21 protein-coding genes are annotated in these 23,456 nt (G+C 65.3%); 9 read left to right on the top strand and 12 right to left on the bottom strand.

What is annotated here, in order from left to right; all coding sequences use genetic code 11:
• Nucleotides 1–66: 66 nt before the first annotated feature.
• From ACFPTO_RS05055 to ACFPTO_RS05045, 3 genes are all read left to right on the top strand, one after another.
• The gene (locus tag ACFPTO_RS05055; RefSeq protein WP_377709896.1) at nucleotides 67–1,449 is read left to right on the top strand and encodes a replicative DNA helicase; all 1,383 of its coding nucleotides are present in this window, start codon (nucleotides 67–69) and stop codon (nucleotides 1,447–1,449) included.
• A 179-nt stretch (nucleotides 1,450–1,628) separates the two neighbouring features.
• Complete coding sequence (locus ACFPTO_RS05050) at nucleotides 1,629–2,255, top strand: DUF47 domain-containing protein (protein WP_377709895.1); 627 nt, start codon at nucleotides 1,629–1,631, stop codon at nucleotides 2,253–2,255.
• Between the two features lie 10 nt (nucleotides 2,256–2,265).
• Nucleotides 2,266–3,276 (top strand): inorganic phosphate transporter, encoded by a 1,011-nt coding sequence (locus tag ACFPTO_RS05045; protein WP_377709894.1) that lies wholly within the window; start codon nucleotides 2,266–2,268, stop codon nucleotides 3,274–3,276.
• Nucleotides 3,277–3,336: 60 nt separating this feature from the next.
• On the opposite strand, the gene ACFPTO_RS05040 is transcribed toward ACFPTO_RS05045, so the two are convergent.
• The 12 genes from ACFPTO_RS05040 to ACFPTO_RS04985 form a co-directional block, all read right to left on the bottom strand.
• On the bottom strand, nucleotides 3,337–4,143 hold the full coding sequence (locus ACFPTO_RS05040) for an SDR family NAD(P)-dependent oxidoreductase (protein ID WP_377709893.1): 807 nt from the start codon (nucleotides 4,141–4,143) through the stop codon (nucleotides 3,337–3,339).
• Nucleotides 4,144–4,249: 106 nt separating this feature from the next.
• Complete coding sequence (locus ACFPTO_RS05035) at nucleotides 4,250–5,314, bottom strand: NlpC/P60 family protein (protein WP_377709892.1); 1,065 nt, start codon at nucleotides 5,312–5,314, stop codon at nucleotides 4,250–4,252.
• A gap of 223 nt (nucleotides 5,315–5,537) precedes the next feature.
• The gene (locus ACFPTO_RS05030) at nucleotides 5,538–7,370 is read right to left on the bottom strand and encodes a PhoH family protein (RefSeq protein WP_377709891.1); all 1,833 of its coding nucleotides are present in this window, start codon (nucleotides 7,368–7,370) and stop codon (nucleotides 5,538–5,540) included.
• Between the two features lie 391 nt (nucleotides 7,371–7,761).
• Nucleotides 7,762–8,223 carry a peroxiredoxin gene (locus ACFPTO_RS05025; protein ID WP_377709890.1) on the bottom strand — a complete coding sequence of 154 codons (462 nt, stop codon included), beginning with the start codon at nucleotides 8,221–8,223 and terminating at the stop codon, nucleotides 7,762–7,764.
• Between the two features lie 139 nt (nucleotides 8,224–8,362).
• Entirely contained in the window at nucleotides 8,363–9,259 is an 897-nt protein-coding gene (locus ACFPTO_RS05020; RefSeq protein ID WP_377709888.1) for a polysaccharide deacetylase family protein, read from the bottom strand.
• Nucleotides 9,260–9,291: 32 nt separating this feature from the next.
• Nucleotides 9,292–10,338 carry a bifunctional UDP-4-keto-pentose/UDP-xylose synthase gene (locus ACFPTO_RS05015; protein WP_377709886.1) on the bottom strand — a complete coding sequence of 349 codons (1,047 nt, stop codon included), beginning with the start codon at nucleotides 10,336–10,338 and terminating at the stop codon, nucleotides 9,292–9,294.
• Nucleotides 10,335–11,303: a formyltransferase gene (locus ACFPTO_RS05010; RefSeq protein ID WP_377709884.1), complete on the bottom strand. Its 969-nt coding sequence runs from the start codon at nucleotides 11,301–11,303 to the stop codon at nucleotides 10,335–10,337. The genes ACFPTO_RS05015 and ACFPTO_RS05010 overlap by 4 nt, the downstream gene beginning before the upstream one ends.
• Nucleotides 11,300–12,349, bottom strand: coding sequence for a glycosyltransferase (locus tag ACFPTO_RS05005; protein ID WP_377709883.1), 1,050 nt, complete (start codon nucleotides 12,347–12,349; stop codon nucleotides 11,300–11,302). Before ACFPTO_RS05005 ends, ACFPTO_RS05010 begins: the two co-directional genes overlap by 4 nt.
• A gap of 78 nt (nucleotides 12,350–12,427) precedes the next feature.
• Entirely contained in the window at nucleotides 12,428–13,582 is a 1,155-nt protein-coding gene (locus tag ACFPTO_RS05000; protein ID WP_377709882.1) for a DegT/DnrJ/EryC1/StrS family aminotransferase, read from the bottom strand.
• Nucleotides 13,583–13,751: 169 nt separating this feature from the next.
• On the bottom strand, nucleotides 13,752–14,123 hold the full coding sequence (locus ACFPTO_RS04995; RefSeq protein ID WP_377709881.1) for an SMR family transporter: 372 nt from the start codon (nucleotides 14,121–14,123) through the stop codon (nucleotides 13,752–13,754).
• 148 nt (nucleotides 14,124–14,271) lie between these two features.
• Complete coding sequence (locus ACFPTO_RS04990; RefSeq protein ID WP_377709880.1) at nucleotides 14,272–15,966, bottom strand: glycosyltransferase family 39 protein; 1,695 nt, start codon at nucleotides 15,964–15,966, stop codon at nucleotides 14,272–14,274.
• A gap of 134 nt (nucleotides 15,967–16,100) precedes the next feature.
• A complete protein-coding gene (locus tag ACFPTO_RS04985) occupies nucleotides 16,101–16,475 on the bottom strand; it encodes an Mth938-like domain-containing protein (RefSeq protein ID WP_377709879.1) in 375 nt (124 codons plus the stop codon).
• A 559-nt stretch (nucleotides 16,476–17,034) separates the two neighbouring features.
• Between ACFPTO_RS04985 and ACFPTO_RS04980 the strand changes: the two genes are divergently transcribed.
• The 6 genes from ACFPTO_RS04980 (at nucleotide 17,035) to ACFPTO_RS04955 (ending at nucleotide 23,354) form a co-directional block, all read left to right on the top strand.
• A complete protein-coding gene (locus ACFPTO_RS04980) occupies nucleotides 17,035–18,282 on the top strand; it encodes a pyridoxal phosphate-dependent aminotransferase (RefSeq protein ID WP_377709982.1) in 1,248 nt (415 codons plus the stop codon).
• Between the two features lie 69 nt (nucleotides 18,283–18,351).
• Complete coding sequence (locus ACFPTO_RS04975; protein WP_377709877.1) at nucleotides 18,352–19,683, top strand: homoserine dehydrogenase; 1,332 nt, start codon at nucleotides 18,352–18,354, stop codon at nucleotides 19,681–19,683.
• Nucleotides 19,684–19,693: 10 nt separating this feature from the next.
• Entirely contained in the window at nucleotides 19,694–21,145 is a 1,452-nt protein-coding gene (gene thrC / locus ACFPTO_RS04970) for a threonine synthase (RefSeq protein ID WP_377709876.1), read from the top strand.
• 176 nt (nucleotides 21,146–21,321) lie between these two features.
• Nucleotides 21,322–22,584, top strand: coding sequence for a molybdopterin molybdotransferase MoeA (locus tag ACFPTO_RS04965; RefSeq protein WP_377709981.1), 1,263 nt, complete (start codon nucleotides 21,322–21,324; stop codon nucleotides 22,582–22,584).
• A 10-nt stretch (nucleotides 22,585–22,594) separates the two neighbouring features.
• On the top strand, nucleotides 22,595–22,852 hold the full coding sequence (gene moaD / locus ACFPTO_RS04960; protein ID WP_377709875.1) for a molybdopterin converting factor subunit 1: 258 nt from the start codon (nucleotides 22,595–22,597) through the stop codon (nucleotides 22,850–22,852).
• A gap of 19 nt (nucleotides 22,853–22,871) precedes the next feature.
• Entirely contained in the window at nucleotides 22,872–23,354 is a 483-nt protein-coding gene (locus ACFPTO_RS04955; protein ID WP_293035890.1) for a molybdenum cofactor biosynthesis protein MoaE, read from the top strand.
• Nucleotides 23,355–23,456: the final 102 nt, after the last annotated feature.

Here is a 23,456-nt window from a genome sequence, read left to right as displayed (position 1 = left end):
CCGTCCTGCCGTTTGACAGGTTTGCTGCTTGTTCCAGGTGGCTGGCTTGTCCGATAATTGCCCTCCATGAACGCTCCGAACGATCCCCAACTCGAGTCGCTGAAAGTCCCGCCGCATTCGATCGAGGCCGAGCAATCGGTGCTCGGCGGCCTGTTGCTGGATAACGCCGCCTGGGACCGGATTGCCGACTTCCTCGCGCAAAGCGACTTCTACCGCTACGATCACCGCGTTATCTACGAACATGTCGGCCGCCTGATCGCGTCCTCGCGCCCGGCCGACGTGGTGACGGTCTACGAGGCGCTCACCACCTCGGGCAAGGCCGACGACGTGGGCGGCCTCGCGTACCTGAACGCACTCGCGCAGAACACGCCGAGCGCCGCGAACATCCGTCGCTATGCGGAAATCGTGCGCGACCGCGCGGTGCTGCGGCGCCTCGTTTCGGTCGCCGACGAAATTTCCTCGGACGCGTTCAATCCGCAGGGCAAGGAAGTGCGCCAGCTGCTCGACGAGGCCGAGGCGAAGGTGTTCTCGATCGCCGAGGACGGCGCGCGCGGCACGCAGGGCTTCCTCGAAATCGGGCCGCTGCTCACGCAGGTCGTGGAGCGCATCGACACGCTGTATCACACGGCCAATCCGAGCGACGTGACCGGAACGCCGACGGGTTTCGTCGACCTCGACCGCATGACCTCGGGCATGCACGGCGGCGAACTGATCATCGTGGCGGGGCGCCCGTCGATGGGTAAGACCGCGTTCTCGATGAACATCGGCGAATACGTGGCCGTCGAGTATGGCCTGCCCGTGGCGGTGTTCTCGATGGAAATGCCGGGCACGCAGCTCATCATGCGTATGCTCGGCTCGGTCGGGCGGCTGGACCAGCACCGCATGCGCACCGGCCGCCTGACGGACGAAGACTGGCCGAAGCTCACGCACGCCGTGCAGAAAATGAGCGAAGCACAGATCTTCATCGACGAAACCGGCGGCCTGAACCCGATGGAGCTGCGCTCGCGCGCACGGCGCCTCGCGCGCCAGTGCGGCAAGCTTGGGCTCATCATCGTCGACTATCTGCAGCTGATGAGCGGTTCGTCGACCGGCGAGAACCGGGCGACGGAAATCTCCGAAATCTCGCGCTCGCTCAAGAGCCTCGCCAAGGAACTCGACGTGCCGGTGGTCGCACTCTCGCAGCTGAACCGCGGTCTGGAACAGCGGCCGAACAAGCGCCCGGTGATGTCGGATTTGCGCGAATCGGGCGCTATCGAGCAGGACGCGGACGTGATCCTGTTTATCTACCGCGACGAAGTCTATAACCCGGACAGCCCCGACAAGGGCACTGCCGAGATCATCATCGGCAAGCAGCGTAACGGCCCGATCGGGCCTGTTCGCCTCACGTTCCACGGCCAATACACGAAATTCGATAATTTTGCCGGGGCGCAGAACTTCTACGGCGAGTAGCCGGAAAGCGACCTGAACTGATGCGCGCCGCATGCGCGCTTCTGTCGCGTGTGGCTTAACCCCGCGTTTGCGTGGGCGGCGAGTCGCGCGCGCGTGGACGGACGGTACAATGTGGCCGCTGTATGACAGACGCATTGCCGTTGGATGACAGTAATCCGAGACCAATTTCCGGGATTCAAATGTTCGGCCGATTCATGCCCACCGAGGGCAAGTTCTTTGAAATTTTCAATGCGCACGCAAAGTGCCTCGTTTCTGCAAGCCGGGAGCTGGAGCTTCTGATCGACAACCTGGCCGATGCGGAAATCCACAAACAGAACGTTCAGGTTGCCGAAAAGGCCGCCGACAAGCTGACCCACGAAGCAATCGACCTGCTTCACAAGACCTTCATCACGCCGCTCGACCGCGACGAGATCCACAAGCTGATTTCGGCGATGGATGACGCGCTCGACCTGATGGAAGACGTGGCCACGGCCATTTCGCTCTACGACGTGCAGGCCGTGACCTCCGAGGCGAGCCAGCTTGCGCACGTCTGCACGGCGACCGTCGAACGGGTTCAGGCCGCGGTTGGGATGCTGTCCGACATGAAGCAGGCACGCGAGATCCTGCAAGCCTGTGAGGACATCGACCGGCTCGAATCCGAGGCGGACGGGCTGCTGCGTTCGGCCATGTCGAAGCTCTTCCGCGAGGAAGACAACGTCAAGACTGTGATCAAGCTGAAGGCGATCTACGAGCTGCTCGAGTCGATCACCGACAAGTGCGAGGATGTGGCGAACATCATCGAAGGCATCGTGCTGGAAAACGCCTGAGCCCGACGCGATGCAATCGATACAACTCGCCATCTGGATGGTCGCGTCGCTCGTGGCCATCTCGCTTGTTTTTGACTTCATGAACGGTTTTCACGACGCGGCGAACTCGATCGCCACGGTCGTGTCGACGGGCGTGCTCAAACCGCAGCAGGCGGTGGCATTCGCCGCCATGTTCAACGTCATCGCCTATTTCATCTTCCACCTGAACGTTGCGCGCACGGTGGGCAAGGGGACCATCGACCCTGGAATCGTCGATCACTACGTCGTGTTCGGCGCGCTGATCGGGGCAATCGCCTGGAACGTGGTGACCTGGTACTACGGCATTCCGTCCAGCTCGTCGCACGCGCTGATCGGCGGCCTGGTGGGCTCGGCGCTCGCGAAGTCGGGCTGGCATTCGCTGAACTTCGACGGCCTCATGAAGACGGTCGCGTTCATCTTCATCTCGCCGCTGCTCGGTTTCATCCTCGGCTCGTTCTTCATGCTGCTGGTGTCGTGGCTCTATTTCCGCACGCCGCCAAGCAAGGTGGACCGGCGCTTCCGGCGTCTGCAGATCCTTTCCGCGAGCCTCTACAGCCTCGGCCACGGCGGCAACGACGCGCAGAAAACCATCGGCATCATCTGGATGCTGCTGATCGCCACGGGCTACGCCTCGATGGCCGCCGACGCGCCGCCGATCTGGGTGGTGGGCGTGTGCTACCTGTCGATGGGCCTCGGCACGCTGTTCGGCGGCTGGCGGATCGTCCGCACGATGGGGCAGAAGATCACCAAGCTCAAGCCGGTCGGCGGCTGCTGCGCGGAGACGGGCGGGGCGATTACGCTCTTCACGGCTTCGTGGCTCGGCATTCCGGTTTCGACGACGCACACCATTGCGGGCGCAATCGTCGGCGTGGGCGCGACGCAGAAGCTCTCCGCCGTGCGCTGGGGCGTGGCGGGCAACATCGTCTGGGCGTGGATTCTGACGATTCCGGCTTCGGCGGCGCTCGCCGCCGCGGGCTGGTGGATCGGCCACCGCATCATGTAACACGGTGCCCGGCGCTGCGGCAGGCGGCGCCGGGTTGCCTTGATCGCCCGTGCGGGCTGCTCAGATGAGCGGCGTCGAGCAGCCGTCCATCGGGATGAGCGCACCGGTCACATAGCTGGCGCGGCGGCTTGCAAGAAAGAGCGCCACGTCCGCAATCTCCTCAGGCTTCGCATAGCGGCCGAGCGGCACCTTGCCCTCGCTGCGCGCGAGCGCCGTCGCTTCATCGATTCCTTCTCGTTCGGCTTCCAGCCGCACCGCTTCTTGCAGCCGTTCCGTGAGCGTCGCGCCCGGATTGATTGCGTTGATGCGGATGCCGTAGCGCGCGTGATAGTGCGCAAGCCCCACCGTGGCGAGCATGAGCGCGGCGTTGGCCGCGCCGCCCGCAATGTGGATGTCGCTCGCGAACTTGCCGCCCATCCCGATGATGTTGACGATGGTTCCGGGTTCGCTCGTTGCACCGGCCTTCACGCGTTCCACCATCCGGCGCAGCACTTCCTGCTGCGGATAGATGTACGGGAAGTACTTCGCTTCCATGGTCGCCTTGAAGGCGGCGGCATCCAGCGCTTCCGGATCGTAGCGACGGGCTGCGCCCGCGCTGTTGATGAGGATGTCGATCGGGCCCACGGCCGTCGAGACATCCTCGACCACGTCTGCCGCGCTGTGCGGTTCGTGCAGATCGGCGCGCGTGAGATGGATGTGCAGTCCTTCGTCCGCGAGTTGCTCGCGCGCGCGGGCGAGATTCGCCGGATCGCGCGACACGATCGCGACTTTTGCGCCTTCCTTCGCGAACGCGCGCGCGCAGGCCAGTCCGATGCCCTTGCTGCCGCCCGTCACCAGTACCACCTTGTTGCCGAGTCCGAGATCCATCGCTGCCTCGCTGCGAAAAGGTATCAGAACGATAGCAGACGCAGCGGGCGGCGAAAACCGCACCGGCATGTCGCGAGCGGATGGGCACGCACGGTTGTGCGCGAAATCAGAAGGCGCTGTTGGCGAAGCGAGCGATCGGATCGTCGTTCGTCTGCGTGGGCGCACGCCCGGCCGGTTGCGCCGTCAAGGCGCGCATGATCCGCACGGGCGGCATGGACGATGCAGCGGGTGTGATTGACGTCGAACCGGCTTGCGCCGCCTGGCGCTCGGCCGCAACGGCGACGGGCGGCGGCGGCTCGAAGGCGTCGGCGGCTGCGGCGATGGCGTCGGGTTGCGAGTCGGCATCGGGCGCGTTGGCGCTGGCCGCTGCGGGCGTTGCTCCGTCAGCCATGCGCGCCTGCATCTGCGCGGTGGCGGGCGCCGCGGGCGGCGGCTCGAACGCGTCCGCTGGCGCGGTGGCTGGCCGTGCGGCCGCATAGACTGGGACAACCGGCGCGGGTGCCGCAGCAGGCATTGTCCGGTTCTGATTCACGCTCGTCACGCGCATGGGCGCGGCAGCCACGGCGGGTACGGCAGGCGCAGGCTGGGTGGGCGCGGACGCTTGCCAGGTGGGCGTATCGAACGGTTGCGGCGTGGCTTTGGGCGGCGCCATGCGGCGGATGCCGTCGAAGCGCTTCGCCCAGTACGGGTTCGTCAGATAGTCGAGCCGCACCGTCCCGCCTGTCGAGGGCGCATTGACGAAGCGGAGCTTGCCGACGTAGATCCCGACATGCGAATGCGGCCGCCCGGTCGTATTGAAGAACACCAGATCGCCGGCGGCGATTTCGTCCGGCTCGATGGACTCGCCGCGTCCGCTCATGTCGGCGGTCGTGCGCGGCAGATCGACAAACGCCGCGCGCGCGAACACGTATTTGACGAGCCCGCTGCAATCGAAGCCGCTATCGGGCGTATTGCCGCCCCAGCGGTAGGGAATGCCGACGAGCCCCATCGCCTGGATCGAGATCTCTTCGCGGCCGACGCTGTGATCGACGAAATTCGGGAAACCGGGTGGCCGGGTGCGCGAGGCGTTGATGGCCGTCGATGAGCCGCCGCTGCGCGAATATCTTTCCGGCGTGCTCGAACACGCCGCGAGGAAGACCACGATCAGTAACGGAAGCCAGAGTCGGCGCATGAAACGCTCGGACGGGCGAGGGCGCCCGCTGCGGATGGTAGCGGATAATGCGCCGATGGTAGCCCGTCTGGCGCGGCACTCGCAAGAATTCTTGATAATTTACTTGAAGTTGGTGCGCCAACTGTTGCTTCGCTGGAACGCTGCGCAATAAAAAAGGGCTGTATCCGGTGATCCGGATACAGCCCTCGTGAGCGGCTTGCGCTCGATGTTGCCTCGATGTTGCCTAGAGGATGTCCGACGCGTAATCGGCCAGCCGCGAGCGCTCGCCGCGCGCGAGCGTTACGTGGCCGCTGTGCGCCCAGCCCTTGAAGCGATCGACGACATAGGTCAGGCCCGAGCTGCCTTCAGTCAGATAAGGCGTATCGATCTGCGCGATATTGCCGAGGCACACGATCTTCGTGCCCGGACCCGCGCGCGTGACGAGCGTCTTCATCTGCTTCGGCGTGAGGTTCTGCGCTTCGTCGATGATGAGGTACTTGTCGACGAACGTGCGCCCGCGCATGAAATTCATGCTCTTGACCTTCAGCCGCGAGCGGATCAGTTCCTGCGTGGCCGCGCGGCCCCATTCTCCGGCTGCGTCGTCGGTCTTCTGGAGGACTTCGAGGTTATCGTCGAAGGCGCCCATCCACGGCTGCATCTTTTCCTCTTCCGTGCCCGGCAGGAAGCCGATGTCTTCGCCGACCGGCACCGTCGCGCGCGTCACGATGATCTCGTTGTAGCGCTTGTCGTCGAGCACCTGGGCGAGGCCCGCCGCGAGCGCGACGAGCGTCTTGCCCGTACCCGCCTGCCCGAGCAGCGTGACGAAATCGATCTCCGGGTTCATCAGCAGATTGAGCCCGAAGTTCTGCTCGCGATTGCGCGCCGTGATGCCCCACACGTTGTTCTTGTGATGGCCGTAGTCGCGCAGCGTCTGCAACAGCGCCGTCTTGCCGTTGAGTTCGCGCACGATCGCGTGGAACGCCGGTTCGCCGTTTTGCGGCTCCAGATAGACGAACTCGTTCACGAGCATCGACGCGCACTCGGGACCCGTCACGCGGTAATAGGTCGTGCCGGTCTTGGTGTCCTGCCAGGACTCCATGCCCTTCGCGTGCTTCGTCCAGAAATCCTGCTGCAGCGCGCGCACGCCCGAGTAGAGCAGATCCTTGTCTTCGAGAACCTGATCGTTGAAGTAGTCTTCCGCGGGCAGGCCGAGCGCGTGCGCCTTGATGCGCATGTTGATGTCTTTCGACACCAGCACGACGAGGCGGTCCGGCCGGTCGCGCTGCAGCGCGCGCACGACGCCGAGGATCTGGTTGTCGGCCTTGCCCTGGGGCAGGCCGTCGACCGGATCGATGTGCGTGAGCGTGGTCTGGAAGTACAGACGGCCGAGCGCTTCGCGGCTGCCGAGGCGCGCGAGCGAAATGCCTTCCGAGATCGGGTCGGCGGTCGCCACCAACTGGTCGAGCGTGCGGCTCACCTGGCGTGCGTTGCGCGCGACTTCGGACATGCCCTTTTTGTGGTTGTCGAGTTCCTCGAGCGTCATCATCGGCAGATAGACGTCGTGTTCCTCGAAGCGGAACAGGCAGGTCGGATCGTGCATCAGCACGTTCGTGTCGAGCACGAAGAGCTTGCGCACTTCGATGCTTTCTTCCGGATGCAGGCGTTTTTTCCCGGTGGCGCGCTTACCCGTTGCGGCGCCGGCGTCGAGCTTCGCGGCGGCCGGTTTGGCGCTGCGTGCGACCGGTGCGACGGGTGCTTCAGGCTCGGCGCGCGCCTGGACGGGCTGCAGCAGCGCAGCGGCCTGCTGCTTGCGCTTTTTCGCGGGTGCGGGCGCGACGGGTTCGAGGGCGGCCAGTTCGGCGTCGCCGGTCGGCAGGGGGACCGTGCGCAGCGTCGTTGCGGCGTTCGCGGCCGGGGACATCGGCTCGGCGACGCTCGCGGGACCGAAGTCCGCGACGGCGACAGCGTCTTGTTCGCTTACAGCTTTGCGGTTGCCGCGCGTGGCGCGCGCGCGCGCCTTGTATTCCTCAGGCGGCAGCAGGTTGCCGAGCTTGCTGGGGGGGGTAGGCAAAGGCATGGTGTCCCTCGAAAAATTCGGGTCGAGTGGTCGAGTAGGGTGCGCTTTCGGGCGGTGCGGTCCGGGCGCCGGGTAGGCGCCCTGTGCAGCCGCGCTGGGTGCGCGCTCAGGTCTGGAAATGCCGGTTCGCCTGGTTTTCGATCGGCTCCTTGACGAAGACGCGTGACCGCAACGTGTTCCGGCGCGGTGGCGGAACTGCAAACAAAAAAGCCGCCGCCCCGGCTAACGAGGCAAGCGGCTCGACTGCGGCAATGGCGCGGTGCCCCGGATGTGCATCGCCGGTCATTCGACGACCGGCCGTATCTGGGATGTAACCCGGGTCATAACCTGGGTCGCAACGCGACGAAAAATGGGGTGGACAGGCACTCATTGCAGCCCAATATAACGCGCCTCAAAGCGCTTGTACAGCTTCCAGGACCTCGTCGACATGGCCCGGAACCTTGATGCCGCGCCACTCGCGACGCAGCACGCCAGAGGCGTCGATAAGGAACGTGGAGCGCTCGATTCCACGCACTTCCTTGCCATACATTTTCTTCAGTTTGATGACGTCGAAGAGCGTGCATAGCGCTTCATCGGCATCCGATACCAAGGTAAACGGCAGTTCGAGCTTGGCCTTGAAGCCCTCGTGCGAGCGCACGCTGTCACGCGAGACACCGATGATCCGCGCACCCGCTGTTTCGAACTTCGGATTGAGGTCGCGAAACTGCAGCCCTTCGGTCGTGCAGCCCGGCGTGTTGTCCTTCGGATAGAAGTACAGGACGACCTTGCTGCCCTTGAGGCTCGACAGCGTGAAGTCGCCGCCGGTGGCGGGGGCGGTGAAGTCGGGAACGGGTTGGTCGACTGCGATCGGCACAGGATTCTCCGGTTGTTATTGTCTCGGATGATGGTCGGACGATGCGTGCGGCGTACGCGAAGGGGGCATGCAAAGGCGGCACGCATCGCATGCAGCCTTCGCGGCGGCCAGCTTCGGGATACGCGTGCGAACGGCGGATTCAGTCGGGCTGGACGATCAACTGGCCGGAACGGCCTTCGATCTCGCCCCAGGTGACAGGGTACGATGGCAGCGATTCGAGGTCCAGCGCGGCATGGTAGTCGCCCATCGTGGCAAACGTGTGGCCCTGCGCGCGCCAGCCCGCGAGCAGCTGCTCGAACACGGGCGCAAGCTTCTGGCCTTCGAGTTCCGCGTGCAGCGTGAAGACCTGGTCATGCGGATTATGCTCGGTGAGCTTGAGCATCCACGCGGCGACCGTGTTCTCATCGATGCCATCCACGCCGAGCACTTCATCGAGCGTCGGCAGCGTGGTCGGCATCTGCACGTGGTTGAGCGTATGCCCGTCGACGACCGGCAGATAGGGCGAGTGCCCGCGCCCATCGGACGCGTAACGCATGCCCCAGGCGTCGATCTGCCGGAAGGCCGCGTCGTTCATCTGCCAGCCCGCCGCGCCGTGCGTGACGGGCGGCGTGCCGAAGATCTGCGTGAAGCGCTCGTAGCTCTTGCGCATCTCGCGTGCGGTCCAGTCGCCGTCGCGGTTGCGCACGTTGTCCTGCCAGTACACGTGATCCCACGTGTGTATGCCGCATTCAAAACCGGCTTCGTGGATCGCGCGCATATCGGCGGCCGCCTTCACGCCAATGTCCGGCCCGGGCAGCAGCACGCCATACATCAACTGCTTCACGCCGTAATGCTCGACCACCGACGTGCGCGAGACCTTCTTCAGGAAGCCCGGGCGGAACACGCGGCGCAGCGCCCAGCCCGTGTGGTCCGGGCCGAGGGCGAAGAGGAAAGTCGCGCGCGCCTTGTAACGGTCGAAGATGCGCGCGAGATTCGGCACGCCTTCGCGCGTGCCGCGCAGCGTGTCGACGTCGATTTTCAGGACGATGCGGGCCAAGTTGCCAGGTTCCCTGTTGCCGCGTGTGCGCGTTACTGCTGTTCGACGAGCGCGCGGGCCTCGCCGACGTGGCCGCGGTACGCTTCGAAGATATTGCGCAGGGCGTCGTCGAACGTCGCCTTGGGCGCCCAGCCGAGTTCCTGCTTCGTGTTGTCGATCTTCGGCACGCGGTTCTGCACGTCCTGGTAGCCCGCGCCGTAGTACGCGCCCGACGACGTTTCGACCAGTTGCACGCGCTTGGCGGACTCCGCGTATTCCGGGTACTCGGCGGCGAGCGCCAGCATCTTGTGCGCGAGTTCGCGCACCGAGAAGTTGTTGGCCGGGTTGCCGATGTTGTAGATCTTGCCCGTCGCCACGCCGTTCTTGTTCTCGATGATCTTCATCAGCGCGTCGATGCCGTCGCCGATGTCGGTGAACGCGCGCTTTTGCGCGCCGCCGTCCACGAGGCTGATGTTCTCGCCGCGCACGATGTGGCCGAGGAACTGCGTCACGACGCGCGACGAACCTTCCTTCGGCGTGTAGATCGTGTCGAGGCCCGGGCCGATCCAGTTGAACGGACGGAACAGCGTGAAGTTCAGGCCTTCCATGCCGTAGCCCCAGATCACGCGGTCCATGAGCTGCTTCGAGCACGCGTAGATCCAGCGCGGCTTGTTGATCGGGCCGTAGATGAGCGGCGAGGCGTCCGGATCGAACTGCTCGTCGCTGCTCATGCCGTAGACCTCGGAGGTCGACGGGAACACGAGGTGCTTGCCGTACTTCACGGCCGAACGCACGATCGGCAGATTCGCCTCGAAGTCGAGTTCGAACACGCGCAGCGGCTGCTTCACGTACGTTGCGGGCGTGGCGATCGCGACGAGCGGCAGGATCACGTCGCACTTCTTGACGTGGTACTCGACCCACTCCTTGTTGATCGTGATGTCGCCTTCAAAGAAGTGCATCCGTTCATGCTTGACGAGATCGCCGAGGCGGTCGGTCTGCATGTCCATCCCGAACACTTCCCAGTTCGTGGTTTCGAGGATGCGCTTGGAGAGGTGGTGGCCGATGAAGCCGTTCACACCCAGGATCAGGACTTTTTTCATTGACGGGATGCAGATGAGGTGAATTCGGCGAATGCGGCGGGCGTGACGACGGTTTCGTGACCGTCGCCGGATTGCCCTTCGGCATGTCCGGACAGGTGCCGCAGTTCGTGGATCGCGATGGCGCGACCGTCGCCGCAGAGGGCAAAGAGCGCATTATCGCTTACGTGGATGCCCGCGGGCAATCCGGCCAGCGCCGCAGGCGCCGCACCCGGCCGGGCGAGGCGCGCGCGGGCAATCATGAAACGCTCGCCGCCGATGTCGGCAAACGCGCCCGGATACGGCGGCGCGACGGCGCGGATCAGGTTGTAGACCTGCTGCGCGCTCTGGCTGAAATCGATGCGGCCGTCTTCCGGCTTGCGCCCGCCGAAGTAGCTGCCCTGCGCGAGATCGTTCGGCAGATGCGGCGCCTCGCCCGCGATGAGCGCGGGCAGCACGCGCCAGAGCGTCTGCTCGGCGGCGACCGTGACCTTGTCGAAGACCTGCGCGGCGGTGTCGTCGGGCAGGATCGGCACCGGCGTCTGGGCGACGATCGCGCCCGCGTCGGGCTTCGCCGCCATTTCGTGCAGCGTCGCGCCGGTTTCGGTTTCGCCGCGCAGCACGGCCCAGTTGGTCGGCACGCGGCCGCGATATTTCGGCAGCAGCGAGCCGTGCATGTTGTACGCGCCGCGCGCGGCGAGCGCGAGCAGGTCGGCGGACAGCATGTGCCGGTAGTAGAACGAGAAGATGAAATCCGGGCGCGCCGCCGAAACGGCCGCGCGCAGCTCGGCGCTCTTCGGGTCGGCGGGCGTGATCACGTCGATGCCATGCTCCAGCGCCACTGATTTCACGCTGCCGAACCAGATGTTCTCGGTCGGGCTGTCCTCGTGGGTGACGACGAGTTCGACGTCGACGCCGCCCGCGAGCAGCACCTGCAGGCAGCGCACTCCAACGTTGTGATAGGCGAAGACGACGGCGCGCGGCTTCATTTTTGTGCTCCCTGACTGAGCGAGGCCGGTTGGACGGGCGGTGCGAGGTTCTCGCGCGGCGCTTGCGCGATGGCAGGCGCGTTGCGCTGTTCGAGAATCGTCTGCACCAGATAACGGGGACGCGCGCGCACCTGCTGATAGATGCGGCCGATGTACTCGCCGAGCAGCCCGAGCGCGAAGATGATCACGCCGAGCAGGAAGAACGTGATGGCGAAGAGCGTGAACACGCCTTGCACTTCCGCGCCGATGATGAAGCGGCGGATCAGCAGCAGGACGAACAGGCCCGCTGAGCCGAGCGACAGAATCACGCCGATGAACGACAGCCATTGCAGCGGCACGACCGAGAAGCCGGTCACGAGGTCGAAATTCAGGCGGATCAGGCTGTAGAGCGAATACTTCGATTCGCCCGCGAAGCGCTCCTCGTGCGCGACTTCGACTTCGACGGGGTTCTGCGCGAACGTGTACGCGAGCGCCGGAATGAACGTATTGATTTCGCCGCAGCGGTTGATCGTGTCGATGATGCGGCGGCTGTACGCGCGCAGCATGCAGCCCTGGTCGGTCATCTTGATGCGCGTGATGCGCTCGCGCAGGCGGTTCATCGCCTGCGAGGCCTTGCGGCGCCACAGGCTGTCCTGGCGCTGCTTGCGGATCGTGCCGACGTAGTCGAAACCTTCGCGCATCTTCGAGACGAGCTTGCCGATTTCCTCGGGCGGATTCTGCAGGTCGGCGTCGAGCGTGATGACGATCTCGCCGCGCGCCTGCTCGAAGCCCGCGAGGATCGCCATGTGCTGGCCGTAGTTGCCGTTCAGCAGGATCGCGCGCGTCGTGTCGGGGCGTGCGCGGAACTGGTCGGCGAGCATGGCGGCCGAGCGGTCGCGGCTGCCGTCGTTGATGAAGATGACTTCATACGACGTGCTGAGCTGGTCGAGTGCGGGGTACAGGCGCGCGAACAGCGCGTCGAGTCCCGCTTCCTCGTTGTAGACCGGAATGATGACCGAGACTTCCGGCGTGTCCGGGGTCAAGGTGCCTTGTTCCGTTTGAGTCATGAGTGCGTCTTTTCCGTTTTCGTAATGCGTTCGCTCAGTGTGGACTGGCTGTGCAGCCTGGCGTCCAGCTCGTCGGGCTCAGCCCGCCGCGTACTGCGCGCAGATTTCGTTGACGGCGCGGCACACGCGCGCCACGTCGTCGTTCGTCATCTGCGTGAAGAGCGGCAGCGTGACCGTGGTCGCGCCGAACCGCTCGGCGTGCGGGAACATGCCCGCCTTGAAACCGCGCTCGCGATAGAGCGTGAACAGGTGAATCGCCGGGTAGTGCACGCCCGAGCCGATGCCGCGCTCCTTCAGCTGCGCCATGAAATCCGCCCGGCTGATCGTGAGCTTTTCGAGCGGCAGCGTGATCTGGAACATGTGCCAGTTGCTGTTGGCGAAGTCCGCCACGGGCAGTCCCATGCCCAGCCCGACTGCCGCGCCGCCCTCGAAACCCGCGAAGTAGGCGCGCGCGAGCGCACGCCGCTGCGCGGTGAAGCGTTCGATGTGCTTGAGCTGGCCGAGGCCCACGCGCGCCGCCACATCCGTGAGATTGTACTTGCCGCCGAGCACGTCGCAGTCCATGCCGTCGAAACCCGTGCGGGTGATGCCCTGCAGGCGGTACTTCTGGGCCAGCAAGGCTTCGGCTTCGTCGTTCAGGACGAGCGCGCCGCCTTCGATCGACGTGAGGTTCTTGTTCGGGTGGAAGCTGAACGACACGAGGTCGCCGAACGCGCCGATGCGCTTGCCGTTCCATGTCGCGCCGAACGCCTGCGCGGCGTCCTCGATCACGCGCAGCCCGTGCTGGCGGGCGATTGCGTAGAGCCGGTCCATATCGACGGGCATCCCGGCGAGATAGACCGGGATGATGGCCTTCGTGCGCGGCGTGATGGCGGCTTCGAGCTTGTCGAGGTCGATGTTGCGCGTGACGGGATCGATATCGGCGAATACGGGCGTCGCGCCGACTTCGTAGACGACGTTGCTCGTGGCGACCCACGACGCCGGCGTCGTGATGACCTCGTCGCCCGCACCGACGCCCGCGATGCGCAGACCGATCTCGAGCGTCGCGGTGCCGGAATTGAACGTGCGCACGGGCCGGCCGCCGCAGAATGCCGACAGCGCGGCTTCGAACGCCTGGTTCTGCGGGCCGGTCGTGATCCAGCCGGAACGCAGCACGTCGGCGACGCCCTGAATGGTTTCTTCGTCGATCTCGGGTTTGACGAACGGCAGGAACGCAACGTTGGACTGGGTCATGTGTGCTTTGCTCGTGAAGAATGGGGCGAGGCGCAAGGGTGGGTCGACAACCTTACGGTTCGCTTATATGGGGCGCGGCGCCCCTGGGTACAAGGGCGCCGCGGGTGCTTGTGCAGCGACGTGCGCCGGGTGTGCCCAGGTTGTGCCCGGGTTGTGCCCGCGTGTGCCTTTAGCTGCGCGCAAGCACGAATACGCCGATCAGGATGATGCCGATGCCGACGAGCCGCTGAACCGACAGTACCTCGCCGAACAGATACCACGCCGCGAAGGCGTTCACGACGTACCCGAGCGACAGCATCGGGTAGGCGATCGAGACGTCGACGCGCGACAGCCCGACGATCCACACGGCCACGCTCACCACATAGCAACTCAGGCCGCCGATGATCGGCAACTGCGTCGCGAGCTTCAGGCCGACGGGGAGAATGTTCGCACGGGTGAATTCGAAGTGTCCAACCGCATTGACACCGGCTTTCAGCAACAGTTGCGCGCACGCATTCAGGCCGACGCCGGCAAGGATGCAGAAGAGGGAAATCGGGTTCATCGTAGGGAACGGCTCAACATATCTATTGGGGGATCGATCTTGGGCGGCTGTGGCGAAAAGGCACGCGACAAAGTACGCAACAGCGCACGCAACAACGCACGCGACGAGGCGGAATTATCGCCCATGCGCGCCTGCCGCCGGCCGGCGCTTACGGTTGGGGCGGCCTTTCGACCACCACGCGCCGCGCATCGCGCGCAATGACCCGCATCGGCAGGCCTTGCGCGGCCAGTTCGGTGTAGCGCTCCACCGGCATCAGCGCGAGCGCGTAGCGCTCGGTCTTCCAGCGCGCTTCCCAGTCCGCGATCGTCGGCACCCATTTCTGCGGTTCCTCGGAAATGCCGAATGCAAGCTCGTCGGTCACCTGAACCATCGTCATGGTGTGGCGCACGTAGAACGGCATCGTGTGGTCGAGCACGCCCACCGAATAGAACGGCGTATCGGGCGGCATTCTGGCGATGGCCGCGCGCACGGCCGGGGCGAGCGGCGCGCCCGAACTCAGCGTGCCGAAAACGTCGTGGCCGGTGCCGGCGATCGTCGTGAGCAAAATCCAGGCAGCGCCGAGCGCGACGGCCGGTGCGGTGGCGCCGGTCGCGGGCGTGCGCGGCGCGCGGTTCAGCCACAGGCCGATGGCCGTCACGACGAAGCCGACAGACGCCGCGGCGAACACCCACACCTGGAATTCGCGATAGAGTGCGTTCGGATTGCGGGCGTTGCCAAGGCGCGTGAGGTAGAACGAGCCGAGCGCGACCGCGAGACAGAGGAACATGTAGCCCGCGAGGTGGCGGCGCCATTGCTCGCGGGTCATCATCGGCAGGTACATGCCGATGATGAGCGCAAGCGGCGGGGCGATCGGCAGCGTGTAGGAGATCAGCTTCGAGTGCGACACGCTGAAGAACAGGAAGATAAAGACGCTCCAGACGAGCATCAACGTGACGGGGGCGAAGCCGTTGGGCTGGCGCGGCGTGGCGCGCGCGTGGCGCAGGCTCTGCACGCTTACCGAGAGCCACGGCAGGAAACCGACCAGGATCACCGGAATGAAGTACCAGAACGCGCCGGGACGGTTCTGCTCCGGCGTGAGGTAGCGGCGGAACTGCTGGACGATGAAGAAGAAATTGAAGAACTCGGGATTGCGCTGCTGCACGAGGATGAACCACGGCGAGACGATCGCGAAGAACACGATCAGGCCGCTGGCGAGATAGAGGCGCTTCCAGAGCGCCCAGTCGCGTGCAATCAGCGTATAGAGGACGAGCACGGCGCCCGGCAGGATCAGGCCGATCAAGCCCTTCGAGAGCACCGCGAGCGCCATCGACCCCCAGCAGACCCACATCCACAGCCGCACCTGGCCCTTTGGCAGCCCCGGACGCTGGGCGAGCAGCAGTGCGCACAGCGTGAGCTGCATCCAGAACGACAGGGCCATGTCGAGCGTGTTGAAGTGGCCCATCAGGTTCCAGTATGGCGCGGTTGCCAGCACGAGCGCCGCGAAGAAGCCGGTCGCCGCATTGAATACGCGCGCGCCCGTGAAGCCGATCAGCAGCACGCCTGCGAAACCGGTGAGCGCGGTATAGAGCCGCGCCTGCCACTCGCCGATGCCGAACCACGCGAACGTGAGCGCGTTGGCCCAGGTTTGCAGCGGCGGCTTTTCGAAGTATTTGTAGGCGTTGTAGCGCGGCGTGATCCAGTCGCCGCTCGCGAGCATCTCGCGCGCCATTTCGGCGTAACGGCCTTCGTCGCTCGGCAGCAGGTGGCGCCAGCCGAGCGGTGCGAACCAGATCACAGCGAGCGCAACGATCAGGAGCAGGATCGCGGCACGGGTGAGCGGAGGCCTCGAAAGCGTTTCGTTCATCGGTTGCGGGGGCCTCGAAAGCGTTTCGTTCATCGGTTCCAGCCTGTTATTGCGTTCGGGGTTCGATACGGCGCGCAAGTGTAAGCCATCGCGCCTTAAGGCGCGATTAACTGGCGAGCTGGATCAGCGTTCGATCAGCGTTCGATGAGCAGCGCGGCGGCCACCCTGCGGCCCTCTGCCATCAGGATGTTGTAGGTGCGGCACGCGGCCTTGAGGTCCATCGCATCGACGCCGATCCGGTGCGCGGCCAGCGCGGCGGTCATGCGCGGATGCGGAAAGCGCAGCCGCTCGCCGCTGCCGAACAGGACGACCTCGGGGTCGAGGGCGAGCAGCATTTCGAAGAGTTCGGGGGTCAGGGCGTCGAACGCACTCACGGGCCAGGGAACGACTGGCGAGTCGGGAAAGACGATGATGCTGCCCTGGTGGCGTTCGAGATTGACTTCGACGTAGTCGGCGCCGTAACCGGTGACGGTATTGAGCGCGCCGCTTGAATCCTGGTGTAGTTTCAAAACGATGTTCCGGGTTGTCGCGGTTCGATGAGCCGAGCGTTCGGATCTGGCCGCCCATGCATGCGCTCGCGCCCAAGCCTCTATCAGGGCTGACGGGCGGCGGTGCCGCGTTGCTCCGGCTCGCCCCGCGTGGCCGATGCGGCGTCGCGCGCATTGCTTGTGTGCATTGCGGAAGTTGGCCGAAATCCGCTAAATTATAACTTTTTAGCCGCTGCTGCGGCGCCCCACGCTATGCGCGCCGTCTGTCACGAGCTGTACGGCCTGCTGCGCAATCACCCGGCAACAGGCCCGGCCGCGACAAGGCCAGCCTCAGTTCGGGCCACTGTCAGGTCACCGCCAGGCAGCCCAGGACGGGACAAGACGAGCGCACAGAGCAAGCGCAGCACGCACAGAATGCTGAATTCAAAGCGCGCCGCTGGCCGGCATTGCCGGCCGCGCCCCGTGTCTTCTCCCGCTGAAGTGCCGGTCCGGCCGGCCGCAAAGCCGCAGCGCGTCTTCGCTATAGCCGGTACAAATACTGTTCGCCCGTCGTTCGGCCCAATTTAGCCCTTTTAACTGACTGCCCGCCGTGAAACCGATCCTCAAATCCAACAAGCTGCAAAATGTCTGCTACGACATTCGCGGCCCGGTGCTCGAACATGCGAAGCGCCTCGAAGACGAAGGCCATCGCATCATCAAGCTGAATATCGGCAATCTCGCGCCGTTCGGCTTCGACGCGCCCGACGAGGTCATTCAGGACATGATCCTGAATCTGCCCGGAGCGTCGGGTTATTCGGACTCGAAGGGCGTGTTCGCCGCGCGCAAGGCGATCATGCACTACGCCCAGCAAAAGGGCGTCAAGGGCGTCGAGCTGGACGACATCTACATCGGCAACGGCGCGTCCGAGCTGATCGTGATGGCGATGCAGGCGCTGCTGAACGACGGCGACGAAGTGCTGCTGCCCGCGCCCGACTATCCGCTCTGGACCGCGGCGGTGAGCCTGTCGGGCGGCACGCCGGTTCACTACATCTGCGACGAGTCGAACGCCTGGATGCCCGATCTCGACGACATCCGCGCGAAGATCACGCCCAACACGCGTGCGCTCGTCGTCATCAACCCGAATAACCCGACCGGCGCGCTCTATTCGGACGACCTGCTGCGCGGGCTCGTTGCCCTCGCGCGCGAGTACGGCCTCATCATCTTCGCCGATGAGGTCTACGACAAGATCATCTACGACGGCAAGACCCACACGGCGCTCGGCGCGCTGTCCGAGGACGTGATCACGGTCACGCTCAACAGCCTCTCGAAGAGCTACCGCGCGTGCGGCTACCGCGCGGGCTGGATGTACATCTCGGGCATGACGGGCGAGAACCGCCGCCGCTCGAAGGACTACATCGAAGGGCTCGGCATCCTCTCCTCGATGCGCCTGTGCCCGAACGTGCCGGGCCAGTATGCGATCCAGACCGCGCTCGGCGGCTACCAGAGCATCAACGACCTGATCCTGCCGGGCGGGCGCCTGTATCGCCAGCGCGAGCTCGCGTACAACATGCTCACGGCGATTCCCGGCGTGAGCTGCGTGAAGCCGGAAGCGGCGCTCTACATGTTCCCGCGCCTCGACCCGAAGCTCTATCCGGTCGAGAACGACCAGCAGTTCATCCTCGATCTGCTCCTTCAGGAGCGCGTGCTGCTCGTGCAGGGCACCGGCTTCAACTGGAAGCAGCCCGACCACTTCCGCGTGGTGTTCCTGCCGAACGTCGACGACCTGACCGACTCGATCAACCGCATCGAGCGGTTCCTCGCCGGTTACCGCAAGAAACACGGCACCTGAAACAGCCCCCGAGGGCCACGGGCGCCACGGCATTCCCATTCACATACTTAAAAGACGAACACACGCGGCATGGAACCGATCAAAGTAGGTCTCTTGGGCTTCGGCACGGTGGGTAGCGGCACCTTCACGGTACTGCGCCGCAACCAGGAAGAAATCAAACGCCGCGCCGGCCGCGGCATCGAGGTTGCGCGCGTCGCCGTGCGCAACCCGGCCAAGGCCATGGCGCAGCTCGGCGACGCCGCCGGCACGGTGGACCTCACGACCGACTTCAACGCCGTCGTCGACGACCCGTCGATCGACATCGTGGCCGAAATGATCGGCGGCACCGGCATCGCGAAGGATCTCGTGCTGCGCGCCATCGCCAACGGCAAGCATGTCGTCACCGCGAACAAGGCGCTGCTGGCGGTCCACGGCACCGAGATCTTCGAGGCCGCGAGCACGAAGGGCGTGATGGTCGCGTTCGAGGCGGCGGTCGCGGGCGGCATTCCGATCATCAAGGCGCTGCGCGAAGGCCTCACGGCGAACCGCATCCAGTACATTGCGGGCATCATCAACGGCACGACCAATTTCATCCTGTCGGAGATGCGCGAGCGCGGCCTCGACTTCGCGACGGCGCTCAAGGGCGCGCAGGAACTGGGCTATGCCGAAGCCGATCCGACCTTCGACATCGAAGGCGTGGACGCCGCGCACAAGGCCACGATCATGAGCGCAATCGCGTTCGGCGTGCCGGTGCAGTTCGACAAGGCCTACGTCGAGGGCATCAGCAAGCTCGACGCCATCGACATCAAGTACGCCGAGGAACTCGGCTACCGCATCAAGCTGCTCGGCATCGCGCGCCGCACCGACCACGGCATCGAACTGCGCACGCATCCCACGCTGATTCCGGCCAAGCGCCTGCTCGCGAACGTGGAAGGCGCGATGAACGCCGTCGTCGTGTACGGCGACGCTGTCGGATCGACGCTGTATTACGGCAAGGGCGCGGGCGCCGAGCCGACGGCGTCGGCCGTGGTGGCCGATCTCGTGGACGTCACGCGCCTGCACACCGCCGACCCGGGGCATCGTGTGCCGCATCTCGCGTTCCAGCCGGACCGTCTTTCGAACACGCCGATCCTGCCGATCGAGGAAGTCACGAGCGGCTACTACCTGCGCCTGCGCGTGGCCGACCAGACCGGCGTGATGGCCGACATCACGCGCATCCTTGCAGACAGCGGTATTTCGATCGACGCGCTCCTGCAAAAGGAATCGGAGCAGGTCGACGCGCACGGCAAGGCGGAGACGGACATCATCCTGATCACGCACATCACCGTCGAAAAGAACGTGAACGCGGCGATCGGAAAGATCGAGAAGCTCGCGACCGTGAAGTCGTCGGTGACGAAGCTGCGCATGGAAGGACTGGACTAAGGGCAAGCCAATGAATTACGTATCGACGCGCGGCGCGGGTGCCGGCGAGCATCACGCATTTTCCGACATCCTGCTGGCGGGTCTTGCGCGCGACGGCGGGCTGTACCTGCCGTCGCAGTATCCCCGGATCGGCAAGGAAGAACTCGCGCGCTGGCGCGGCCTGTCGTACGCGGATCTCGCGTTCGAGATCCTCTCGAAGTTCTGCGACGACATTCCCGCCGACGACCTGCGCGACATCACGCGCCGCACCTACACGGCGGCGACCTACTGCAACGTGCGCCACGGCGAGGACGCGAGCCGGATCACGCCGCTCACCGCGCTCGGCGAAGAAAACGGCACGCAGCTTTCGCTGCTCGAACTCTCGAACGGTCCGACGCTCGCGTTCAAGGACATGGCGATGCAGCTGCTCGGCAACCTGTTCGAGTACGCGCTCGCGAAGGCCGGCCAGCAGCTGAACATTCTCGGTGCGACCTCGGGCGATACGGGCAGTGCCGCCGAATACGCGATGCGCGGCAAGAAGGGCGTGCGGGTGTTCATGCTCTCGCCGCACAAGAAGATGAGCGCATTCCAAACCGCGCAGATGTTCAGCCTGCAGGACCCGAACATCTTCAACCTCGCGGTGGAAGGCGTGTTCGACGATTGTCAGGACATCGTGAAGGCCGTTTCGAACGATCACGCGTTCAAGGCGCAGCACAAGATCGGCACGGTGAATTCGATCAACTGGGCGCGCGTCGTCGCGCAGGTCGTCTACTACTTCGCGGGCTACTTCGCGGCGACGAAGAGCAACGAAGAGCGCGTCTCGTTCACCGTGCCGTCGGGCAACTTCGGCAACGTCTGCGCGGGCCACATTGCGCGCATGATGGGCCTGCCGATCGAAAAGCTCGTCGTCGCGACCAACGAGAACGACGTGCTCGACGAGTTCTTCCGCACCGGCATCTACCGCGTGCGCGGCTCGTCGGAAACGTGGCACACGAGCAGCCCAAGCATGGATATCTCGAAGGCGTCGAACTTCGAGCGCTTTGTCTTCGATCTGCTCGGCCGCGATCCGGCGCGCGTCGCGCAACTCTTTCGCGACGTCGAAGAAAAGGGCGGATTCGATCTCGCGGCGAGCGGCGACTTCGCACGCGTCGCGCAGTTCGGCTTCGTGTCGGGCAGCAGCAGCCACGACGACCGCGTCGCGACGATCCGCGACGTCTACGCGCGTTATCACACGATGATCGACACCCACACGGCTGACGGCGTGAAGGTCGCGCGCGAGCATCTGCAGCCGGGCGTGCCGATGATCGTGCTGGAGACGGCGCAGCCGATCAAGTTCGGCGAGACGATTCGCGAGGCGCTCGATCGTGAGGCTGAGCGTCCGGCCGCGTTTGCGGGGCTGGAGTCGCTGCCGCAGCGCTTCGAGGTCGTCCCGGCGAATGCGCAACGGGTGAAGGACTATATCGCCGTTCGTACCGCGGACTGATCGTGCTCTGCCGGCCCGTGCGGGGCTGGCGGTGCAGCGTGCCAGGGACACGGCGCAATGCCGTGTCCGCGCCGCTACAATATTACGAGACCAACCGTTGCAGGCGGCCCGCGGGCCGTCTCCCACACGCTCCGATGTCCACTTCTCCCTCCAATGCTCCCGCCGCGCGCGCTCCGATGCTTTCCACCGCCGATGCGCTAGCGACGCTGCTAGGCGCAGCGACGCCGGTCGCGCTCGCCGGTCGCGGAACCGAAACGCTGCCGACACTCGACGCGTTGAACCGCGTGCTGACAGCCGATGTGGTGTCGCCGCTCGACGTGCCGCCGATGCACACGAGCGCGATGGACGGCTACGCGGTGTGCGTTGCCGATCTCGCGCAGGGCAGCCGCCGTCTGCCGGTCTCGCAGCGCATTCCGGCGGGCCACGCGCCGCAGCCGCTGGCGGCGGGCACGGCCGCGCGCATTTTCACGGGCGCGACGGTGCCGCCCGGCGCGGACGCCGTCGTCATGCAGGAGCAGACCGAGACCGCCGATGGCGACGTGACGTTTCTTCACACGCCGAAGGCCGGCGAGTGGATCACGGCACAGGGCGCCGACATTCATAAGGGCTCGGTGATCCTGCCGGCCGGCACGCGGCTCACGCCGCAGGCGCTCGGGCTGGCGGCATCGGTGGGCTGCGCGACGCTCGACGTGGCGCGACGTCTGAAGGTCGCGGTGTTCTTCACCGGCGACGAACTGACGATGCCAGGCGAGCCGCTGCGTCCCGGCGCGATCTACAACTCGAACCGCTTCACGCTCAGCGGCCTGTTGCGCAACCTCGGTTGCGAGGTGACCGATTACGGCATCGTGCCGGATCGACTCGACGCGACGCGCGCAACGCTGCGCGAGGCGGCCAATGGGCACGATCTGATCCTGACCTGCGGGGGCGTATCGGTAGGCGAGGAGGATCACGTGAGACCGGCCGTCGAGGCCGAAGGGCGGCTCGCGATGTGGCAGATCGCGATGAAACCGGGCAAGCCGCTCGCGTTCGGCGCGGTGCGGCGCAGCGAGGTTCAAAGGCAGACGCAGACTCAACCACAGACGCAGGCAAACGCGGATGAGGCGTTCTTCATCGGCCTGCCGGGCAATCCTGTATCGAGTTTCGTCACCTTCTTGCTGTTCGTGCGGCCGTTTGTGCTGCGTCTGGCGGGCGCGACCCATGTGAGCCCGCGCGCGCTGTCGCTGCGCGCCGATTTTACGCAGGCGAAGGGCGACCGCCGCAACGAGTTCCTGCGCGCGCGCGTGAATCCGGCGGGCGGCCTCGATCTGTTCCCGAACCAGAGTTCGGCGGTGCTGACCTCGACCGTCTGGGGCGACGGCCTCATCGACAACCCGCCGCATCATCCGATCAGCGCGGGCGAGACGGTGCGCTTCATTCCTTTCACAGAATTGCTGTATTGAGCCGGACTTTATGAAGATCCAGTTGAGATTTTTTGCGAGCGTGCGCGAGGCACTGGGCGTGGCCGAGGAATCGGTGACGGTGCCCGACGGCATCGCGACGGTGGGCGATGTGCGCGGCTGGCTGCGCGCGCGCGGCGGCGTCTGGGCGGAGGCGCTGGCGGAAGGCCGCGCGCTGCGCATGGCCTGCAATCACGTGATGACAGAACCGGCCACGCGCATTACCGAGGGCTGCGAAGTGGCATTCTTCCCGCCGGTGACGGGCGGCTAAGGCGTAGAGGAGAGCGGCCATGCCCGTGCGCGTACAAACCGAAGATTTCGACCTGACGACCGAGGTCGCGCAACTGCGAGCGCGCAATCCGGCGATTGGCGCGGTGGCGTGCTTCGTCGGCACCGTGCGCGACCTCAACGAGGGCAGCACGGTTGCGACGATGGAACTGGAGCACTATCCCGGCATGACCGAGAAGGCGCTGGAGAGCATCGTTGCCGAAGCGCAGCGGCGCTGGCCGGGCATCGAGGTGCTGATCGTGCATCGGGTCGGCAAGCTCGCGCCGCTTGATCAGATCGTCCTCGTGGCGACGACGTCGATGCATCGGGGCGACGCGTTCTCCTCGTGCGAATTCGTGATGGATTATCTGAAGACCGAGGCGCCGTTCTGGAAGAAGGAAGAAACGCCGGACGGCGCGCGGTGGGTGGATGCCCGCGTGGCCGACGATGCGGCGCTCGCGCGCTGGGGCATCACCTCGGGGAACGTGGCGCCGGAGAAGGGCTGAGCGTGGTTCCAGCAGCGGACTGAAGTTGCTTTGCGGGCAGACAGATCGCACTCATGGTGCAGGTGCCGCATAGAATGCAACTAACCGCCAATCCCGCCAGCC

The sequence above is a fragment of the Paraburkholderia denitrificans genome, assembly GCF_042655705.1.
In the GTDB taxonomy this organism is placed as follows: domain Bacteria; phylum Pseudomonadota; class Gammaproteobacteria; order Burkholderiales; family Burkholderiaceae; genus Paraburkholderia; species Paraburkholderia denitrificans.
Note: the sequence above shows the minus strand (reverse complement) of the source record. Positions and strands in the feature narration are given on the sequence as shown.

Bases quoted from the DNA above. Each gene is read 5' to 3' on its own strand.
- ACFPTO_RS05055 (WP_377709896.1), top strand. From the start codon at position 67: ATGAACGCTCCGAACGATCCCCAACTCGAGTCGCTGAAAGTCCCGCCG.
- ACFPTO_RS05050 (WP_377709895.1), top strand. From the start codon at position 1,629: ATGTTCGGCCGATTCATGCCCACCGAGGGCAAGTTCTTTGAAATTTTC.
- ACFPTO_RS05045 (WP_377709894.1), top strand. From the start codon at position 2,266: ATGCAATCGATACAACTCGCCATCTGGATGGTCGCGTCGCTCGTGGCC.
- ACFPTO_RS05040 (WP_377709893.1), bottom strand. From the start codon at position 4,143: ATGGATCTCGGACTCGGCAACAAGGTGGTACTGGTGACGGGCGGCAGC.
- ACFPTO_RS05035 (WP_377709892.1), bottom strand. From the start codon at position 5,314: ATGCGCCGACTCTGGCTTCCGTTACTGATCGTGGTCTTCCTCGCGGCG.
- ACFPTO_RS05030 (WP_377709891.1), bottom strand. From the start codon at position 7,370: ATGCCTTTGCCTACCCCCCCCAGCAAGCTCGGCAACCTGCTGCCGCCT.
- ACFPTO_RS05015 (WP_377709886.1), bottom strand. From the start codon at position 10,338: ATGAAAAAAGTCCTGATCCTGGGTGTGAACGGCTTCATCGGCCACCAC.
- ACFPTO_RS05010 (WP_377709884.1), bottom strand. From the start codon at position 11,303: ATGAAGCCGCGCGCCGTCGTCTTCGCCTATCACAACGTTGGAGTGCGC.
- ACFPTO_RS05005 (WP_377709883.1), bottom strand. From the start codon at position 12,349: ATGACTCAAACGGAACAAGGCACCTTGACCCCGGACACGCCGGAAGTC.
- ACFPTO_RS05000 (WP_377709882.1), bottom strand. From the start codon at position 13,582: ATGACCCAGTCCAACGTTGCGTTCCTGCCGTTCGTCAAACCCGAGATC.
- ACFPTO_RS04995 (WP_377709881.1), bottom strand. From the start codon at position 14,123: ATGAACCCGATTTCCCTCTTCTGCATCCTTGCCGGCGTCGGCCTGAAT.
- ACFPTO_RS04990 (WP_377709880.1), bottom strand. From the start codon at position 15,966: ATGAACGAAACGCTTTCGAGGCCTCCGCTCACCCGTGCCGCGATCCTG.
- ACFPTO_RS04975 (WP_377709877.1), top strand. From the start codon at position 18,352: ATGGAACCGATCAAAGTAGGTCTCTTGGGCTTCGGCACGGTGGGTAGC.
- thrC (WP_377709876.1), top strand. From the start codon at position 19,694: ATGAATTACGTATCGACGCGCGGCGCGGGTGCCGGCGAGCATCACGCA.
- ACFPTO_RS04965 (WP_377709981.1), top strand. From the start codon at position 21,322: ATGCTTTCCACCGCCGATGCGCTAGCGACGCTGCTAGGCGCAGCGACG.
- moaD (WP_377709875.1), top strand. From the start codon at position 22,595: ATGAAGATCCAGTTGAGATTTTTTGCGAGCGTGCGCGAGGCACTGGGC.
- ACFPTO_RS04955 (WP_293035890.1), top strand. From the start codon at position 22,872: ATGCCCGTGCGCGTACAAACCGAAGATTTCGACCTGACGACCGAGGTC.